18 protein-coding genes are annotated in these 18,501 nt (G+C 61.1%); 7 read left to right on the top strand and 11 right to left on the bottom strand.

The genetic code is table 11. The annotated features are described in order from the left end of the window. Positions 1–137: 137 nt before the first annotated feature. The 6 genes from AAF555_04060 to plsY are packed head-to-tail and all read right to left on the bottom strand — an operon-like array spanning position 138 to position 5,537. Positions 138–1,310, bottom strand: a complete 1,173-nt coding sequence (locus AAF555_04060; protein MEM6910736.1) for a hypothetical protein — start codon at positions 1,308–1,310, stop codon at positions 138–140. After that, positions 1,307–1,966 (bottom strand): ATP-binding cassette domain-containing protein, encoded by a 660-nt coding sequence (locus tag AAF555_04055; GenBank protein MEM6910735.1) that lies wholly within the window; start codon positions 1,964–1,966, stop codon positions 1,307–1,309. The genes AAF555_04060 and AAF555_04055 overlap by 4 nt, the downstream gene beginning before the upstream one ends. Beyond that, the gene (locus AAF555_04050; GenBank protein MEM6910734.1) at positions 1,963–3,288 is read right to left on the bottom strand and encodes a hypothetical protein; all 1,326 of its coding nucleotides are present in this window, start codon (positions 3,286–3,288) and stop codon (positions 1,963–1,965) included. The genes AAF555_04055 and AAF555_04050 overlap by 4 nt, the downstream gene beginning before the upstream one ends. Position 3,289: 1 nt before the next feature. Then, positions 3,290–3,853, bottom strand: a complete 564-nt coding sequence (locus AAF555_04045) for a polysaccharide biosynthesis/export family protein (GenBank protein ID MEM6910733.1) — start codon at positions 3,851–3,853, stop codon at positions 3,290–3,292. Positions 3,854–3,871: 18 nt separating this feature from the next. Next, positions 3,872–4,882 (bottom strand): NAD(P)H-dependent glycerol-3-phosphate dehydrogenase, encoded by a 1,011-nt coding sequence (locus AAF555_04040; protein MEM6910732.1) that lies wholly within the window; start codon positions 4,880–4,882, stop codon positions 3,872–3,874. Next, the gene (plsY, locus tag AAF555_04035) at positions 4,875–5,537 is read right to left on the bottom strand and encodes a glycerol-3-phosphate 1-O-acyltransferase PlsY (GenBank protein MEM6910731.1); all 663 of its coding nucleotides are present in this window, start codon (positions 5,535–5,537) and stop codon (positions 4,875–4,877) included. The genes AAF555_04040 and plsY overlap by 8 nt, the downstream gene beginning before the upstream one ends. Positions 5,538–5,709: 172 nt before the next feature. Here plsY and AAF555_04030 point away from each other — a divergent pair, with 172 nt between their 5' ends. After that, positions 5,710–8,679: a response regulator gene (locus AAF555_04030; GenBank protein ID MEM6910730.1), complete on the top strand. Its 2,970-nt coding sequence runs from the start codon at positions 5,710–5,712 to the stop codon at positions 8,677–8,679. A gap of 438 nt (positions 8,680–9,117) precedes the next feature. Here AAF555_04030 and AAF555_04025 read toward each other — a convergent pair whose 3' ends face one another. After that, positions 9,118–9,771: a LysE family translocator gene (locus AAF555_04025; GenBank protein ID MEM6910729.1), complete on the bottom strand. Its 654-nt coding sequence runs from the start codon at positions 9,769–9,771 to the stop codon at positions 9,118–9,120. A gap of 151 nt (positions 9,772–9,922) precedes the next feature. On the opposite strand from AAF555_04025, the gene AAF555_04020 reads away from it, so the two are divergent. The 4 genes from AAF555_04020 (at position 9,923) to AAF555_04005 (ending at position 13,403) form a co-directional block, all read left to right on the top strand. Then, on the top strand, positions 9,923–10,132 hold the full coding sequence (locus AAF555_04020) for a hypothetical protein (protein MEM6910728.1): 210 nt from the start codon (positions 9,923–9,925) through the stop codon (positions 10,130–10,132). A 134-nt stretch (positions 10,133–10,266) separates the two neighbouring features. Then, the gene (locus AAF555_04015; GenBank protein ID MEM6910727.1) at positions 10,267–10,950 is read left to right on the top strand and encodes a phosphoribosylanthranilate isomerase; all 684 of its coding nucleotides are present in this window, start codon (positions 10,267–10,269) and stop codon (positions 10,948–10,950) included. Between the two features lie 34 nt (positions 10,951–10,984). Beyond that, positions 10,985–12,091, top strand: coding sequence for a 3-isopropylmalate dehydrogenase (leuB, locus tag AAF555_04010; GenBank protein MEM6910726.1), 1,107 nt, complete (start codon positions 10,985–10,987; stop codon positions 12,089–12,091). A gap of 283 nt (positions 12,092–12,374) precedes the next feature. Beyond that, positions 12,375–13,403, top strand: a complete 1,029-nt coding sequence (locus tag AAF555_04005) for a CAP domain-containing protein (GenBank protein MEM6910725.1) — start codon at positions 12,375–12,377, stop codon at positions 13,401–13,403. On the opposite strand, the gene AAF555_04000 is transcribed toward AAF555_04005, so the two are convergent. Further along, the gene (locus tag AAF555_04000; protein MEM6910724.1) at positions 13,400–13,792 is read right to left on the bottom strand and encodes a hypothetical protein; all 393 of its coding nucleotides are present in this window, start codon (positions 13,790–13,792) and stop codon (positions 13,400–13,402) included. The two genes, AAF555_04005 and AAF555_04000, sit on opposite strands and share 4 nt — an antisense overlap. A gap of 324 nt (positions 13,793–14,116) precedes the next feature. On the opposite strand from AAF555_04000, the gene AAF555_03995 reads away from it, so the two are divergent. Further along, positions 14,117–14,365 carry a hypothetical protein gene (locus AAF555_03995; protein MEM6910723.1) on the top strand — a complete coding sequence of 83 codons (249 nt, stop codon included), beginning with the start codon at positions 14,117–14,119 and terminating at the stop codon, positions 14,363–14,365. 16 nt (positions 14,366–14,381) lie between these two features. Here AAF555_03995 and AAF555_03990 read toward each other — a convergent pair whose 3' ends face one another. From AAF555_03990 to pyrH, 3 genes are all read right to left on the bottom strand, one after another. Then, positions 14,382–15,758, bottom strand: a complete 1,377-nt coding sequence (locus AAF555_03990; GenBank protein ID MEM6910722.1) for an FAD-linked oxidase C-terminal domain-containing protein — start codon at positions 15,756–15,758, stop codon at positions 14,382–14,384. A 184-nt stretch (positions 15,759–15,942) separates the two neighbouring features. Beyond that, positions 15,943–16,509 carry a ribosome recycling factor gene (gene frr / locus AAF555_03985; protein MEM6910721.1) on the bottom strand — a complete coding sequence of 189 codons (567 nt, stop codon included), beginning with the start codon at positions 16,507–16,509 and terminating at the stop codon, positions 15,943–15,945. 22 nt (positions 16,510–16,531) lie between these two features. Continuing rightward, positions 16,532–17,278, bottom strand: a complete 747-nt coding sequence (gene pyrH, locus AAF555_03980) for a UMP kinase (protein MEM6910720.1) — start codon at positions 17,276–17,278, stop codon at positions 16,532–16,534. Positions 17,279–17,386: 108 nt separating this feature from the next. Between pyrH and AAF555_03975 the strand changes: the two genes are divergently transcribed. After that, positions 17,387–18,478, top strand: coding sequence for an LptF/LptG family permease (locus AAF555_03975; GenBank protein ID MEM6910719.1), 1,092 nt, complete (start codon positions 17,387–17,389; stop codon positions 18,476–18,478). Positions 18,479–18,501: the final 23 nt, after the last annotated feature.

The raw sequence follows: 18,501 nt of genomic DNA, 5'->3' as shown, positions 1-18,501 counted from the left end.
AGGAGGGCGCGGCGGGGAGGCGGGAACAAAGACGAGGGGCAGGGGGTCGCAAGGGCTTTTTCGGGAGGCGAGATGGGGGCTGTAGGATTACGTTTCAGGGGGCCGTTCTGCCAGCTTACTCTTGGCTTGGTAGTGGGTCACAGCCACTCGGTGAGGGAGGGGGCGAGGAGTTGGGCCAGGCTGGCCAGGAGGAGGGCCAGGAGGAAGGCGGCTCCGGCGATCACGGCGAGTTCCAGTGCTTGCAGCTGAAAGAGGGTGCCTCGGTCGCTGCCGATTCGATGAAGGAGTCGGGCTTCGGGCTTTCTCAGCCGGAGGGTCAGCAGGATGACGAGGGTGGTGAAGAGCGAGGCGACCAGGAGGATGAGGGCGAAGTTGGTGTCGAGAAATTGTTTGAAGCGGAAGACGATGCTGAGGAGTTCGTCGACTGCCTCCGAGGGCCGAAGAATTTGCAGGCTGGTCGATTGCCCGAGCCGGGCACGGAGAAAGGTGGCTTCCTTTTGGCTAGCGGGCTCGAAGAGGATGGCGCTTAGCGGGAGCTGCTGGTCCGGAGCATGCAGATGGAAGCTGGCGAGGTTTTCTTCGGTAATTTCATGATAGGGCAAGAGACCGGCATCGAGGGCGATGGTTTCGCTTTCGTCCGTGGCTGAGAGATGGGGGAGGGCCTCTGGCGCGGTGGCTTCGGTGTGCCCGTGGAGAAGTTGGGCGATGGTCCAGAGGGTTTTGATATCAGCAAAGACGGCCTGATCATCCGGGGTGCCGGATGGGTCCAAGATTCCAACGATGCGTAGGGCAAGCGGGTAGTCGGAGGCGAGGTCGAAGAGACTCGATTGATCGCTGATGAGTGAATCGCCCAAGCTGAGTTGGAGTCGCCGGGCGGCTTGGGCCCCGAGGACGGCGTCGCCCAGCCGTTGGGGAAGATGACCTTGGGCTAGCGAGAGGTTTCGGAAGTCGAAGTAGTCCAGTTCGCATCCGACCAGTGGTTGGCTGCGAGCGCTGTAGCCCAGAAGCAGGGGGAGGAAACGCCCTTGGTAGTCTTGACGGAGGGTGGCGAGTTGGCCAGCGTGGAGGGCAGGGGGAGTGCTGCCAGAGAAGTAGAGGGTTTGAATGACGGTACCGATGCGGTCGCCGGGCGCGGCCAGCAGGAGGGGGGTCGCGAGTGAGCGGGCCCGCAAGTCTTGTTCGTAGCGTGAGGCCAGGGACTGGACGGTGACGGGTAGGGCGAAGGTGAGCGAGAGACAGAGGCAGAGCATTCCAGAGGTCAGCCAGTGGTAGCGGAGCCGAGACCAGGTGAGGATCCAGAGGCTGCTCATGCGGCCAGCAGACGGGGGAGGTGAAAGTGCTGAGAGAAGCGTTCGGTGACGGCCGGGTCGTGCGTGACGCAGAGGAGGGTGGCTCCGATTTCCCGGCATTCGCGCTGCATGAGATCGAGAACGAGCTGGGCAGTGGCGTGGTCGAGGTTGCCAGTGGGTTCATCCGCGAGGACCAAGGCGGGGCGGGTCAGGAGGGCGCGGCAGATGGCCGCGCGTTGGCGCTCCCCATGCGAGAGGGCCTCGGGGAGGCGGGATAGGTAGGGTGTGAGGCCAGTGGTCTCGGCGAGCTGGCCTGCCCGGGCGCGAATTTCGGGGGAGAGCCGGAGGGCGCGATGGACGTGAAAGGGGAGCAAGATGTTGTCGAGAATGCGCAGATGAGGGAGGAGCCCAAAGTCTTGGAAGACGAAGCCGAGGCGGCGGACGCGCCATTGCCGGCGAGCCGTTTCCTCGAGCCCCGTCATTTCTTGGCCGGCCACTTCGATCCGGCCGGATTCGGGGAGAAGGATTCCGGAGAGGAGTTGGATGAGGGTGGATTTGCCGCTCCCGCTGGGGCCCGTGAGGGTGGCTTGCTGGCCGGCGGCCAGCGAGAGTCGGTCCAGCGAGAGTTGGAAGTCGCCCTGGGGATAGCGGAATCGGAGGGCTTCGACGTGGATCATGGGTCGAAGGGATCGAAGGGATCGAAGGGGTCGTTGGCGGCGGGGGCTTTTTCTTTGACCGGAAAAGCCGCCAACTGAAGCGATTCGGTTATCCGCCATTCCGGCCCGATAGGGCTCAGTTCGAAGAGAGCCCGGTATTCATTGGTGCGCTCGTGGATGTGTCCCCAGTGTTCCACGATTCCGCGCACTCGCCAATGACAGGGAATTTGGAAGTAGTAGCCGCCGAGCGTTTTTTGGGAGCGTCGTTTTTCGGCGGTCGCTTCGAGAATCTCGATCTCGCTGACGCGGGCGCGGGCCCCTCCTTCCTCCTGCAAGATGAGGTCCCCGTAGGTTTCCAAGAAGAGGCGATCGAGTAGCTCCCCACTGACGGTGGAGGCGAGCTGGGAATAGATCTCTTCCTCCGAAGCTTTCCCAAAGGCGAGGTAGATGCGCTCGTGCAGGTCTAAAAATTTTTCGAGGGCCTCGGCTTCGCTGAGTTCCTCTTCGGTGGAGGCCAATGCGGGAAGAGGGTAGAGCCCTTGGTCACGAAGGAGGAAGGCCAAGAGGAGAGTGAAGGCCAGGCCCCCAAGCCGGAACTTTTTCCAACCGGGCCCTAAGAGCGGGAGGGACACGGAGACGAGGATTCCCAGCGCGCCGATGGCGAGACTGAGAAGAGGGAAGGTGGTGGGGGCCGCAGTGGGAGAGGAGGTTTCGGCGATTTCCGTGGGAGAAGAGGTGGGGGCCCATCGGCTCAACTGCCGTTCCATGCCTGATCGCCAGATGAACTGGGGCTCTGTTTGGGTGAAAAGATAAAATTCATCGGTTTCGCCCAAGTCGAAACGGCAGGCGACTTGGTCTAGGCCTCCGTGTTCTTCCAGAAAGGCCTTGGCGTCGGGTGCGAAGGGGGGCACGCGTGGGAAGACGGTCCAGGTGAAGTCAAGGGAATGGGGCATGGCCGTGAGAGAGTAGCGGAGCTGGGTGTAGCACATGTTGAACTCGACCGGTTCGTCTCCCAGGAGGTCATCGCTGGAGCGGGTGACCTCGAAAAGGGCGACCTGGGGTGGGACCACTTCTCCATCGATGAGGACCGGACAGCGTTGGCTGAACCAGTTTTCCAAAAGGGGAAGGAGCGTGGCGAGGTCGGCCAGCTCTTCCTCCGTTTTGCCGGCCAGGGGTTGGAAATGGTATTGCCCGCCTTCGATATGGATCACGACTTCCTCCTCCAGGACTTGCACGTCGAGGTAGAGGAAGGCCGAGATGATTTGATGGGCGCTGAGCGAGGGCGGCCCGGCGAGGAAGAGGAGTGCAAGGAGCCCGGGGACCTTGAGAAGACGGGCCGCCATCTTAAGGGGTGTAGCGGAAGGGCACTCGCACGACGTCTCCGGGCTGGAGCGAGATGGGCTCCTCACTCGTCAGAATATTGTAGGTGGCATCGATGCCGGCGGAAATGCGGTGGATGGTGCGAGGTGAACCGTCCTCCCGCAAGCCCCCGGCGGCCTCGAGGGCGGTTTGGAGGGACATGTCTTCTTTCCAGAGGACGTAGCCGGGGCTTTCGACCCGGCCTTCTACCAGGACAATGGGCTGGCCATTGTATTCGGTGAGGTGGGCGGCGTAGGAGAGGCCGAAGGTCAGGAGAGAGCCCTGCTGGCGGTAAGCGTCGATGACCGCTTCCAGGAGGTCGGTGCCGGATCGCCCATCGATTTTGATTCGTCCCACTTCGGGGAGTTGGAGCCGCCCGCTGCCATCGATGGTGGCGCGTTCGTGAAAGAGCTCTTCCAGTTGGGCCTTTTCTCTTTTGAGGAATTGGACGCGGACTTCGTCGCCCGCTTTCAGATTGATCGATCGGCTTTCGGAGCCAAAACCAGGCAGGCCTGTGCAGAGGAGGGCAGCGAGGAGAGCCAGCTTCATAAGAATGGGTAAAAAGGCCTACTCGACTTCGGCTTTCGGATCGCGAGACAGCAAGTCGTGGAGCGCTTTTCCGGAGGACTTCTGTTCGTAAATCACCTGGTAGACGACCTCGATGATGGGACAAGCGGCACCCATTTGCTGAACGAGCCGATGGATGCTGCGGGTGTTGGGCACTCCTTCGGCGACCATTTTCATGCCCTTGAGAACTTCTTCGACCGCTTGCCCTTGGCCGAGCTGGAGCCCGACTTGGGCGTTCCGGCTGTGAGCAGAGTAGCAGGTCACGACGAGGTCTCCCATGCCACTGAGGCCGTAGAAGGTCTGGGGCTTTCCTCCGAGGCAGGTGCCCAAGCGAACCATTTCTGCGAGGCCACGGGTCACGAGGCCGGCTTTGGAGTTGTCTCCCAAGCGAAGCCCTTCGCAAGCGCCGGCTGCGATGGCGAAGACGTTCTTGATGGCGCCGCCATACTCGATTCCCCGGACGTCCTCACTGGTGTAGCTGCGGAACCAGGGAAGGGTGAAGACCTCTTGGAGGGAGGTGGCGGTCGCGGCGTCCTCGGAGCCCACCACCACGGCGGTGGGCAATCGTTTGCCGACTTCCTCCGCGTGGCTGGGACCCGAGAGCACGGCCAGCGGATGACCGGGCAGTTCGTCGCCCATGACTTCGGTCATGCGTTCGCCCGTTTCCAGTTCGATGCCTTTGGTGCAGGAGACGAGCGGCACGCCGGGCCGGAGTCCGATGGACTTGGCTTGGGCGGCCACTTCCCGCATGGCAGCTGAGGGCACCACGAAGAGCAGGAAATCGGAGTCCGCCAGGTCGGAGAGTTCCTGAGAGAAGGAAATGTTTTCCGAGAGCGGGACCCCGGGGAGGTATTCCTGATTGAGGCGGGTGGCCTGGAGTTGGCGGATCTGAGCTGGATCGTGCCCCCAGAGCCGCACTTGGAGACCCCGTTCCGCCAAAACGGTGGCCAGGGCCGTGCCCCAGCTCCCGGCACCGAGGATGCCGACTCGTTGGAAATGGGATTCAGCCATGATGGGGAGAAGAAGAATCGCTCTCAGGCGCGGGGTCTTTTCTTTTGGAGAAGACTTTGGGCTCAGTTCCTTGGCGAAGGCGCTGCAGATTTGGCAGGTGGCGCAAGAAGGCCATCAGGCAGAGGGCGGCGGTGGCGAGGAAGTAAGGCAGGCGGAATTCGCCGCCGAGGGAGGCGAGGGCGTTGGTCACCGGCAGGGAGCCGGCCGCCGCGATGGAGGCCACGGAAACATAGCGGATGGTGAAGACGAGGACGATCCAAAGCGAGAGGCCAATGGCCAACTCCAAGGGCAAGAGGGCCCCCAACACTCCAGCCGAGGTCGCAATCCCCTTGCCGCCCTGGAAGCCAAGAAAGCAGGTGAAATTGTGTCCCACGATGGTGAGGATCCCGGTCAGGAGAGGAATCCATTCTCCGAAGGCATCCTCTCCTCCGATCCACTGGCGCGCGATCACGGCGGGCACGACGCCTTTGATGGCGTCGAGGAGGAGGACGGTGTAGCCGACCGGTTTACCGAGGACGCGAAGAGCATTGGTCGCACCGATATTGCCGCTGCCGTGCTCGCGAATGTCGAGACCTTTCAAGCGACCCGCCAAGTAGCCAAAAGGAATCGAGCCTACCAGATAGCCGAGGAGCAGGAGAGAGAGGGCGGGAATCATGAAGGGCGACCGGTCTCGGGCGCATTCGCTATCTACGAGCGCTCTCGTCTTGTCAACCGAGGGTCCGGATCGGGCCCGCCGCAAGGCTCGAATCGCTTCAAAATATGTCCAAAAAACATTGATTTACTATAAAAACCATAGAAAATAAGGGATAAAACGCGGTTGCCGACTTATGTTTCGCCGAACTCTGCTCTTGGGAATTTCGACCTGCCTGGCGCTGATTGCGGCCTGTGCCGGGATTCTCATGCTGGTTTACAATGAGCGGGAGCAGTCCGTTTGGGATGACTTGATTTTGGAGGATCGGGTCAAGGTGACCGACGCAGGGAACCAACTTTCGAGTCAGCTGCGCTTTGCACTGCGGGACCTCTCGTTTTTGACCAACCGCTTTGAGAGCAAGGGCTTGTATGAGGAGAGAAAGTGGAATGAAGCCGAGTCGCTGCTGGTCGATTTCGCCAAAAGCGGCTCCGAGTATTCGAGCGTGCGCTTCCTAGGACGTGAGGGGAGGGAGCGGATCCGGATTGACTACAACGACAGCTTGGAAGTCCTCCGTGGCGAGGAACTGCAGGACAAATCGGCGCGCTATTATTTTCAAGAAGCCATTGCTCTGCCTCGGGGGGCTCTCTTCGTCTCACAGATCGACCTCAATGTGGAGAACGGTCAGCCAGAGGAGCCTTGGCGTCCGGTGGCTCGGGTGGCGGCCCCGATCTTCAAAGGCTCTTCGCCGCAGGGGGTGATGGTCGTCAATCTGGATGCCCGCCCGCTTTTGGCTTCTCTCAAGGAAAAGGGGGTTCAGCTGGTGGACGAGAAAGGCTATTGGATTGAGGGACGCCCTGCGGAAGAACTGTTTGGATTCCAGCTCGACCATGGCTTTCGCTTTCAGGACCGCTATCCGGACTTCAGCGCCGAGATGCCGGGGCAGGGTTCGCAACGCCGGGGAGAGACTCTTCTCAGCCACCACCGGATCGAGGCACGAGCGGGGGACGAGCGGGAGGTCTTCACGGAGACGGCTTGGAATGTCATCGCCCTGCGCGAGAACGTGGGCGAGTCCTTCGGCTTGGCCGACTTCGGGGCTCGCTTGATCGCGATTTTCATCTTTTCGGTGCTTCTTTTAGGCGGGGGGCTTTGGATCATGCTGAGCCAGGACGTCCAGCGACAAAAGGCAGCCGCGGCTCTTCGTCGGGAGCGCGAGTTCTTGGACACGCTGCTGAGAGCGCTGCCCGTCCCGGTGTTCATCAAAGACCGAGAGGGGCGCTTCCTGGGTTGCAATCCAGCCTTCTGCGAACTGGTGGAAGTGAGCGAGGACGAAATTCTGGGGCATTCCGCCCAAGAGCTGCCCGCCAAGGCGGTGGTCTGGAACGATGAAAGCCGCGATCGCGATCTCATCCGGAGCGCAGGTCCAGTTACGACTTATGAACTTCACGCCAAGGTGGGCGAGGTCGACCGCAGCGTGATGGCCTGCAAATCCTGTTTCTATGAAGAGTCGGGCCGGGTGGGCGGCTTGATCGGCGTCCTGGTGGACATCACCGCCAAGAAGCAGCACGAGCGCCATCTGGAGGAGGCCAAGCTCGCGGCGGAGGGCGCCAACCGGGCCAAGAGTGCCTTCCTCGCCACCATGAGCCATGAGATTCGCACGCCGCTCAATGGAGTCATCGGAATGACCTCTTTGCTGCGTGATTCCGCTTTGGATGAAGAGCAGCGGGAATTCGTGAGCACGATCGAGACTTCGGGGGAGTCGCTTCTGGCGCTCATCAATGACATTCTCGATTACTCGAAGATCGAGGCGGATCGGTTGGAGCTGGAAAACAGCCCTTTCGAGCTGCGACGGGTCATCGATGAAAGCACCCAGCTTCTAGCCCGCCGGGCCGCCTCCAAGGGCCTGGAGTTGGCAGCCCACGTGAAGCCAGAGGTGCCGAAGTTCATCCAGGGAGATGTGACCCGCATCCGCCAGATCCTGGTCAATCTTCTGAGCAATGCCGTCAAGTTCACCGAGCGGGGCGAAATTCTCGTGGAAGTGAGTTTGAGTAACTTCCGCGCCGGACGCGCCGAGGTGCTCTTCGCGGTCAAGGACTCCGGCATTGGGATCCCGGTGGATCGCCAAGAGGGAATCTTCCGACCTTTCGAGCAGGCGGACTCCTCCACCACGCGGAAATTCGGCGGGACCGGCTTGGGCCTTACGATCAGTCACAAATTGGCGGTCGCCATGGGCGGATCGATGTGGGTCGAAAGCAAATCTGGCCAGGGTTCGGTCTTTTCGTTCACCATCTCGGCCGAGGCGGTCGAGGAAGGGGTCCACGAAAACGCCTGTGCCAAGAAGGATCGAGCACTCTCTGGGAAACGGGTTTTGGTGGTGGACGACAACAAAACCAATCGGCGCATTTTGCGCGGCATTCTCGGGCAATGGGGCATGCAGGTGGAAGACACCGGCAGTGCGGAATTGGCCATGGAGATGCTCCAGAACGAGTCTCGCTACGATGTCCTCATTAGCGATTACCTCATGCCCGAGATGACAGGCCCCCAGTTGGCAGCAGAAGTGCGCAATGGCCATACCAACCATCTCCTGCCGGTCATTCTCCTCAGTTCACACATCACGATCGAGGGTCGGGAGCACGTGGATGTGACGCTTTCTAAGCCGGTCAAGGAGCACCAGTTGGAATTGGCCCTGCGTCGCTTGCTCAACGGGCAGGGCAGCCATCCCAAAGAGAGGGGACAAGTCCGCACCGTGGAGATCGCTCAGGAGTTCCCGCTCAAGATGCTGGTGGCCGAAGACAACCCGGTCAATCAAAAGCTCGTGCGGACTCTCCTCAAGAAAATGGGTTACCAGCCCGACCTGGCTGTGAATGGCCAAGAGGCGGTGGAAGCCTGTCTGCAAGAGTCCTACGACGTCGTCCTGATGGACATGCAAATGCCGGTCCTGGATGGGATGGAGGCCACCCGAGCCATTCGCAAGAATTCCGGCCTGTCCGACCAACCCTGGATCACCGCGCTCACGGCCAATGCCTTCAAGGAACATCGCGATTCCGCAATGGAGGCGGGGGTCGATGACTACCTTAGCAAACCGATTCGGCCCGAAATGCTGGCGAGCGCTCTCCAGCATGCCTGGGAATCTCGTCGGAAGAGCGGTCAGCAAAGCGAGGCGGCCTGAGGCCGCGCTTCGCGCCTAATACCAAGCTCCAGAATTCCCTGGTAGAATGGGGGGAAGGTGTTGTGTGGAAGAGGCGCTGAAGCGCGGGGAAGGGAGAGCCGGTGTCTTTCGAGCCAGCCCTGCGTTGCTCCTCGGTTACGGTGCTTGCACCGCGCCCTCGTCGCGCCTTGGTCTGGCCCGAAATCCACTCGGCCATTCTACCAGCCAATTCTGCAGCTTGGTATAATACCAACCGACCGGATAAACTGGTAGAACGGTAGTGTAGAAGGAGTGTAGGAAAGGCGCTGACGCGCAGAGGAGAGAGGGCCGGGTCTTTCGCATCAGTCCGGCGTTGCTCCTCGGTGGTGGTGCCCGCACCACGCCCTCGTCGTGCCTTGGTCTGATCCGAAATTCACGCGGCCGTTCTACCACCTTATCCGGCAGCTTGGTATAAGAGCGTCAACGCTGGAAGCAGAGTTGCATCGCGACCAGCAACAGGACCCCCCCAGTGATCTTCTCCAGCAAGCTCCGCCTCTGAGTGAGGAAGCGCTCGAAGCGATCGAGGGTGGCCAGCTGCGCCACGAGCGCGAACCAGGCCGTGGTGGCTCCGGCGAGGTAGAGGGAAACCAGGCCCTGCCACCAAGGCGAGCTTTCCTTGAGGTCGATGATGACGGTGAAAAGCGCCAGAAAGAAGAGCGCCACCTTGGGATTGAGAAGATTGGTCCAGAAGCCGCGTTGGAAGCTGTCCTGAGCGAGGCGGGGCACGGGCCGGGCCAGCTCCTTGCTGGGCGGCTCGGGGGGGCGCGGTTCGAGCCGGGCCTGGCTGCGAGGCCAGAAGGTCTTGATGGCGAGGGCTGCCAGGTAGAGGGCCGCCACCGTCCGTAGGAGATCATAGACCCGGGGGAATGGCTCCAGGAGCAAGCTGACCCCGAGGAGGAAGAGCCCGCAGTGGGTCAGGATGCCCACGCCGATCCCGAGAGCGGTCGAGCGACCGGCGGCCCGTCCTTTTTGCAGGCTTTCCCCCAGAACCACCACAAAATCTGGCCCCGGAAGGACGACCGCCAGGCCATGAGCCAGCGCGAGTAGCAGGAAGGAATAAAGCAACTCGTTCATGATGAGGGCAGCTCAGAAAAGAGCAAAAATGACAAGAAAAATCCACGGGGAAGCGGGTGCTTTTTTGTAACGCCGGGTGCTCCGATTTGGCACGCCCAAAGCTCTCTCGGAAAACCCTCCCCGAAGGCGGGAAATCAAGCAACCAATGCCTATGAAAGCTGAAAACAAGACTCCGGAAATGAGTGAGCGCTTGCAGGCGCTGCTCGAGAAGAGCGAATTGGACGACCTGACCATCCTGGAGGAATACGAACTCCAGGAAATGCTCGCGGGAGACACCCGATTGCGACGCACTTATCTGCAATTTATGATGAGTCACGCCCTCTTGGCCGCAGGGATGCGGGCCCGAGGGATGCCGGTGTGACCTCTATGCCTTTCTTCTGTCGTTTGTCGTTGTCCTCCAGAGCCCAAGCCCCGGACCTCCGCGCGAGGCCCGGGGCTTTTTCCTGGGTGTGCTCATCGCTTGCAGTCGGGGAGGTCATCGCAGAAGGCTTGTAGATGGTCCGGGATGACAAGTGGGAGCGATTTCTCAAAGGAGGGGCCAAGATTTGTGGCCTGACGGACCGGCCCAATTTTCGCGCGGTCCTCGAGACGGGGCCGGAGGCCATCGGCTTGAATTTCTGGTCGCCCGGCAAGCGCTTTCTCCCCCCGGCGCGAGCGCGAGAGTGGCGAGCGGACTTCCTCCCCGAAGTGCTCCGAGTGGGGGTCTTCGTGAACGCGCCCACTCCGGAAATTCTCGCTTTGCTGGAGGACGGAACGATCGAGGTGGCCCAACTCCACGGAGACGAAGACGTGGCAGAGATCGAGGCGCTGCAAAAGCGGGGACACTTGGTTATCAAGGCCATCCGGCCGGAGACGCGGAGTGACTTGCAGTGGGCGGAGTCGCTCCCGGCGGACGCCCTGCTGGTGGATGCGGCCGTGCCAGGAGAGTATGGCGGGACAGGGCACCGGGCGGATTGGGCAGCGGTGGGAGCGCATTTGCGGGAACGAGGCACGGGCTTGCCGCTCCTTCTCTCAGGGGGGCTGCGACCCGGGACGGTGGGAGAGGCCATTACCCAAGCGCAGCCGAGAGCGGTGGATGTGGCCAGTGGAGTGGAGCGCTCTCCGGGCTGGAAGGACCCCGAGCGAGTGGCGGCTTTCCTAGAGGAGTCCCGAGCGGCCTTCCGAGAACTTGGCGCTTGAAAGCCCTTCGCCTTCCCGCCATGGATGGCCTCCCATGGCAGAGACGGTCTTTCGGATAGCAGTGTTGGCGGGCGATGGCATCGGCCCGGAAGTGATGACCCAAGCGCTCCGCGTGCTCGACGCCGTGGAGGAGAAATTCGGGGTTTCCTTCGAGCGGGTGGAGAAACGGGTGGGCGGGGCGGCCATCGATGCGGAAGGCCAGGCCCTCCCGGCCGGGACCTTGGCCGCCTGCGAGACGGCTGAGGCCATTCTCTTTGGTTCGGTAGGTGGGCCCCAATGGGAATCGCTCCCCCCACAGGAGCAACCCGAACGAGGCGCGCTCCTGCCTTTGCGCAAGCACTTCGGGCTGTTTGCCAATTTGCGACCTTCAGTCTGCCACGCGGCCCTCACGGACGCTTCGCCAGTCAAGAACGAGCTGATCGAGGGTGGCTTCGATGTGCTCTGCGTGCGGGAATTGACGGGGGGGCTTTACTTTGGTCAGCCGAAAGGGCGGGAGAAGCGGGGGGGAGAAGAAACCGCTATCGACACCATGGTCTACCAGCGCAGTGAGATCGAACGGATCGCGCACGTGGCCTTCAAGGCAGCCCAAGGCCGTGACCAACGCCTGACTTCGATCGACAAGGCGAATGTGCTCGAAAATGGCTTGCTCTGGCGTTCGGTGGTGGAGGAGGTGGCGCAGGCCTACCCCGAGGTGACACTCGATCACCTCTACGTAGACAATGCCGCCATGCAGTTGATCCGACGTCCGCGGGAGTTTGATGTGGTCTTGGCGGAGAATCTGTTTGGCGACATCCTGAGCGATGAGATGGCCATGATCGCCGGCTCGCTCGGCATGCTCGCGAGCGCCAGCCTGGGCTCGATGCGCGAGGATGGACTCTATTTCGGGATGTATGAGCCCAGTGGCGGCTCCGCCCCCGACATCGCCGGCCAAGGCATCGCCAACCCGATCGCCCAAATCCTCTCGCTCGCCATGATGCTGCGTTTTTCCTTCGGCTTGGAGGAAGCCGCACAAAGGATCGAATCCGCGGTCAGCGGCGCCATCGAGGCGGGGCTGCGCACGGGCGATCTCTTCTCCGGCCAAGCGGGCACGACCCAGGTCAACACGGCCGAGATGGGGGAAGCCATTCTCAGCCGTCTCTGATTCTCCCCGGGAATCATACCAACCGACCGGATAAACTGTTAGAACGGAAGTTTAGAAGGAGATTAGGAAAAGCGCTAACGTGCAGAGGAGAGAGGGCCGGTGCCTTTCGGGTCAGTCCGGCGTTGCTCCTCGGTGGTGGTGCCCGCACCACGCCCTCGTCGCGCCTTGGTCTGATCCGAAATCCACGCGGCCGTTCTACCACTTTTTCCAGCAGTTTGGTATCAAACCCAGCTCGGGCTGAAAAGCGTTGATATTATGGAAATTATAAGATACTATGGGATCCATGCTTTGCTCCCGTGCTTTCGCGTCTTTGGTGGCTGCCTTGGTGGTCGGGCCGTTTTTCCCTGCTCTCGGTCAGCAAGAGCCCACGGCTTACGATCAGTTTATGCTGGAGCTGATCAATCGGGGTCGCTTGGATCCCGACGGCGAGCTTTCCCGCTACGCAAGCAGTGCTTACTGGGGCGGCGCGACGCCTGACCTGAACGAGGGTTTGGCCGCCGGCACCATCAGCTCTGCACCCAAGCAAGTCCTCGCTTTCAATGGAATCCTCTTGGAAGCGGCCCAGAGCCACTCCAGCAATATGAACCAACTGGACACGCTTTCCCATGATCTGGGCCCTAGTTATGGAGGGTTCATCCCGGAGCGTTTGCAGCCCTACAGCAGCAGCCTGCCAGGTTCGAACTTCAATATTGGAGAGAGCATCGCCAACAGCTTCCGGAGTCCGGCCTCGGGCTACAGTGAGAGCGAGCTGATCGAGCAGACGCTCGATCTTTACGAACGCCTTTTTGTGGACACGCTCGAAGCCGGGTATGCCGGGAGCGGTCGGCCCCACCGGGAAAACATGCTGAGCGATGACTTTCGGGAGGTGGGCCTTTCCATGAACGTGGGGACCGATGAGGGGGGTTCGCTTGATTCCATCTACCTCACTCAGGATTTCGGTTTGCTCACGCTGCGCGAGGCCCTGCTCACGGGGGTCATTTACAATGATGTGGTCCTGGAGGATGACTTCTACACCCCGGGCGAAGGGGTGTCAGACGTGCGGGTGGAGGCGTGGCAGAGTGGGGCCTTGGTCGACTCGGTGGAGGCCTTTGAGAGCGGCGGTTATGCGCTCGAGCTGGCGGCGGGAGAGTATGAGGTCCGCTTTGTGGAGATCGGCAGCGGTGACACCTTCCACGCAGGTTGGCATACTCTGGGCGCGGAGAACTACAAGCTCGACGCCATGAACGCCAGCTTTTCGGCGGTCCCGGAACCTTCGGTCGCTGCCTTGCTGGTGCTGAGTCTGGCTGCTTTCGCCCAGAGGCGGCGAGTCTAGTTCCTGCCAAGAGAGAGCAGAAAGACCGCGGTCCAGAGAGCGGTGCGGGGCCAATTCCAGGCCACCAATCGCTGCAAGTCGATGGCTTGGGCCTGTCCTGAGGCGATCTTTTGGTGGAGGGGCAGAAAGTAGCCAAAGGTGAGAGCCCAGGCCGCCAAAATCAGAAGGAGGCGAACCGAAGTGAGCAGGGTCACTTCCTGAAACAGACCCCAGGCAGACCAGCCCAACTGCCCCAGCATGAGGGGAAGGACAAAGAAGGCGATGCGGTGGGTGTAGCGCGCGTGCCAGGCCACGAGCTTCTCGGGTGCGCACTGGGCGAACTGCGGGTAGGCGATCAATTGGACGAACCAAAGAGTCAGGCAGAGTCCAAAATCAATCAGGAGGGACATGGGAAGAGAAGAAGAGCTGGGAAGAGAGCCGGGAGCGGCCTTCCCGGCTTGACCTTTGGTCGGGGTGTCTTTTTACTGATCGGGATGAGGCCTATCATACCAACCACCAGAATTCCCTGGAAGAATGGAGGGGAGGTGTTGTGGGGAAGAGGCGCTGAAGCGCGGGGAAGGAAGAGCCGGAGTCTTTCGAGCCAGCCCTGCGTTTCTCCTCGGTTACGGTGCCTGTACCGCGCCCTGGTCGCGCCTTGGTCTGGCCCGAAATCCACTCGGCCATTCTACCAGCCAATTCCGCAGCTTGGTATTAGGGGAATTTTGAGCTGGGGGGTGAGCTTTTTGCTGGGAGGCTTGCCTTTTTCGGTGCCAGCCGAGGAGGCGGTGCCAGTCGGTTTCACCAACCAGTCCGGGGAGTGGGAGATCGCAGATCTCGGGCGCTGGACGGTGGCCCAGGATACGGTTTCCGCGCAGGGGCGAACGGAGCTCAACTTGATGGTGGAGGAGGAGAGCCTGTATGCCAATTTGACGGCCTTCGTCATCGAGCCGCCTTTTGATATTTTTTCTCCATTCTACCAGTGAATTCTGGAGGTTGGTATTATCCCAGAAACTTCCCAGGATTCAAAATCCGATGGGGATCCCAGGTCTTTTTGAGGTCCAAGTGAGCCCGAAAACCGGCTTCGCCCACGGCCTCTCGGAACCAGGGCTTTTTGGCTAGGCCGACTCCATGCTCGCCTGTGATGCAGCCCTTCCAGGCCAGGATTTGGCGGAAGAGGGTGTCGAGGGCGGCGTCCGCTTTTTCTCGGGCGCGGGCGTCTTGATGGTAGTCTTTCACCATGAGGTTGGTGTGGATGTTTCCGTCGCCTGCGTGCCCGAAGCAGGCGATGGGGATGCCGGTTTCGGCTTCCATTTGGCGGGCGAAATTGACCAAGTCCACGAGGCGACTTCGGGGAACGACGATGTCTTCGTTCAGCTTAACGAGTCCGGTCGCGCGGAGGGCGTAGGAGAAGTCGCGCCGGAGTTGCCAGATGGCCTCACAGGCCTCTTCATGAGGGGCGACTTGCACGCCTCGGCCCCCGAGGCGCTCGACCTGACGGCGGAGGCTTTCCACTTCGAGGGCGACGGATTCCGTCTGGCCGTCGATTTCCACGATCAAGTGGGCATCGCCCTCAGGCAGTTTTCCAGGACCGAGGTAATGGCGGGCGGCGTTCAGGGTGAAACCATCCGCGATTTCCAAAGCGCTGGGCAGTCGACCCGAATCGAGGAGAGCATTGACGGCCGAGGCCGCGGTCGCGAAATCCGGAAAGACGGCCGAGACCATGGCTCGGCTGGGCGGGTGGGGGAGGAGTCGCAGGGTGGCTTCGGTGATGACGCCCAGGAGTCCCTCGGAGCCGACAAAGAGGCCAGTCAGGTCAAAGCCGGTTTTGTTTTTGTGACAGCGAGAGCCGGTCCGCACGAGGGTGCCGTCCGCGCGCACCACTTCCAAGCCGAGGACATAGTGCCGAGTCACTCCGTATTTGAGACAGCGGGGGCCGCCGGCGTTGGTGGCGATGTTGCCCCCGATGCTGGACTCTTTCAGGCTGGCGGGATCCGGGGGGTAATACCAACCGCGCTCTCGGGCTGCCTCTTGCAGGTCGTGGGTGAGCACGCCCGGTTGCACCACGGCCACGCCATCCCCCGGATTCATTTCGAGAATTTGATTCATGCGGTGAGTCGAGAGGACAATCCCACCGGCCAAAGGAACGCAGCCACCCACGTAACCGACCCCGGCCCCGCGCGGGTAAACGGGTTGGCGGTGTTGGTTGGCCCAGCGGAGGGTGGCGGCCAATTCCAGGGTGCTTTCTGGGCAAACCACCGCTTCGGGAAGGGCTTCGGCATGCCACTTGTCCCGGCCGAAGGCTTCCCGGTCGGCTTGGCTGCGGCGGAAGCGATCAGCGGGAAGTTGGGATTCGAGGCTGGCGAGCGGAGGGGCCATTCCTTACTGGGTTACCCTAGCTAGTTACGAAGGGCCTGGTGGGCTTTCTCAAGAGATTTGATTCTCTGGGAGGAGTGGCACCACGCGGGGTGCGAAGCCTGGCTGGGGGGAGGGGGCAGCCCGATGGGGGGGCGCTTTAAAGGGGCGAGGAGGGAGCCGATAGGTGGAGTCCACGGCCGGGACCTTAGACCGTCATGATCTCGTCTTCTTTGTTCTTCACCATTTCCGCGATTTCGCCCACGTGCTGATCGGTCACTTCCTGGATTTCTTTTTCGAAGTCTTTGACGTCGTCTTCGGTGATGTCTCCGCTGCTTTTGAGCGATTTCACTCCGTCCATGCCGTCTTTGCGGGCGGCGCGAACCCCGACCCGGGCCTGTTCTGCCTGATCTTTGACCAATTTGACCAATTCTTTGCGCCGCTCTTCGGTCGGCTCGGGGATGGGGAGTCGGATGAGTTTGCCATCCACGGAGGGATTGATCCCGAGTTTTGATTCGCGCAGTCCCCGCTCCACGTCTTGCAGGGTGCTGGGGTCGAAGGGCGTGACGGTGATGAGTCTGGCCTCCGGCGTGCTGATTTGAGCGAGCTGCTTCAGCTTCATGGAGGAGCCGTAGATGGTGACATGGATATCGATGCCCTCGACGAGGGCGGGGGAGGCCCTGCCGGTGCGCACGGAGGCGAATTCCTGGCTGAGGTGCTCGACCGCCTTTTGCATGGAGGCGGTCGTTTCCGGGAGGAGGTTGTCTACGGTCATGAGAAGAAGGGGAGAAAGGGGCTCAGGCGGCCTGCTGGCTGGGATTTTCCACGATGGTGCCGATGGGTGCGCCGAGCAAGACGCGTTTGATATTGCCGGGCTCGTTCATGTCGAAGACGACGATCGGTTTGTTGTTGTCCGAGCAGAGGCTGAAGGCGGTGGCGTCCATGACTTTGAGCTGTCGTTGGAGAGCGTCCTGGAAGGTGAGGGTGTCGAAGCGGACGGCGTCCGGATTCTGGTGGGGATCCGAGTCGTAGATGCCATCCACTTTGGTGGCTTTGAGGACGGCGTCGGCCCCGATTTCGTTGGCCCGGAGGGCGGCGGTGGTGTCGGTCGAGAAGAAAGGATTGCCGGTGCCTGCTCCGAAGATGACCACCCGCTTGGCTTCGAGATGGCGAATGGCGGCGTCCCGGATGAAAGGCTCGGCCACGCTTTTCATTTCGATGGCCGTTTGGACGCGGGTGGGAACGCCCATGGCTTGGAGCATGCTCTGGAGGGCGAGGCAGTTCATGACGGTGGCGAGCATGCCCATGTAGTCGGCCGTGGCCCGTTCCATCCCCCGGTTGCTGGCGCTGATGCCCCGCCAGAAGTTGCCGCCGCCGATGACGATGCCGATTTCAAGCCCGGTTTCCCAGGCTGCCTTGATCTGGGAGGCCATGTTTTCGACGATTTCCGGGGAGATGTTGTCCCGGCTCTGTTCCGCCCGGAGGGCTTCGCCGCTGAGTTTGAGAACCACTCGTTTGAATCCGCGCTCGCTACCTGTGTTCATGCTGAAGTTGCAACGAACCAGAGGAGCATGCTTCCCGGGATAGAAAAGCTTCTTTTGGAGGGAATTTCCAGCGTTGCACGAGCGCGTGGTTTCGCTGAGGAGGGGGACGTGAGGATCGTGGATCGCTACATCGGCACGCAGATCTTGATTTCGACGCTCTTTGCGGTCGGCGTGCTGAGCTTTGTGATTGTGTTAGGCAATCTTTTCCAGGAGCTTTTCCCGCGCATGGCGGAGGGGACCGTCTCGGTGGGCGATGCCTTCCAGTTCATCGGCTTGGTTTTGCCCTATTCTCTGATTTTCACGATCCCGTGGGGTTTTTTGACGGCGGTGCTTTTGGTGTTCGGTCGCTTGTCCGCCGACAAGGAACTGATCAGTTTCCGGATGGCCGGGATGAGCCTGCCCAGGATTTGCCTGCCGGTCTTGGTCCTGGGACTGGTCTTTTCAGGGATTTGTTTTTGGGTGAATGTTTCCATCGGCCCCCGCTCGGAACAGGCCATCAGCTTTCTCATTTTCCGCGCCGCCACCGAGAAGCCGGAATCGCTGTTCGTGGAGGACCGGGTTTTCAGCGAGTTGGACGACAAGAGGATTTACATTGGCCGGCGCGAGGGGAGGACTCTGTATGATTTTCACTTGGTGGAGGTCGATGAACTGCGCCGCGCCACGCTCTATGTCCAGGCCGAGAAGGTCACGCTTAATTCCCTGCCTTCGGAATCCGCCATGGAGATGCGGCTCGAGAATGCTTACATCGAAGCCATTGAGGGGGGCGATTTTCGGGAAAAGGCACCGCTTCGAGTGCGAGAGCATTTCTACCGCGTCGATCTCTCGGGGCTGAAGTCGAGTCGCTTCAAGACCGGGCAGCTCGACAACGCAGCCCTCCGGGAAGCGCTCCGAAGCGGGGACTTGGACCAGGGCCAGCGGCAGGAGGTCTTCAGTGAATTGAGTCTCCGCTATTCGCTCTCGCTCGCCTGCATGACCTTTGGCTTGGTGGCCATCCCTCTTGGCATTCGGACGCAGCGTCGCGAGACCTCGACCGGCTTCGTGCTGAGCGTGGTCATCGCGGTGGTCTATTTCTTGTTTATCGTCTTTGCCAAAACCAAGCGCGCGGAGGAGGGCTGGCTGCCTCACGGCTTGGTCTGGTTGCCCAACGCGCTCTTTTTAGGCCTCGGAATTTGGCTTTTTTTGCGGGTCGCTCGGCGCTGAGCGTTTTCTGTAAGCAAAAGCCC

Source organism: Verrucomicrobiota bacterium (genome assembly GCA_039027815.1).
Classification (GTDB): domain Bacteria; phylum Verrucomicrobiota; class Verrucomicrobiia; order Verrucomicrobiales; family JBCCJK01; genus JBCCJK01.
Note: the sequence above shows the minus strand (reverse complement) of the source record. Positions and strands in the feature narration are given on the sequence as shown.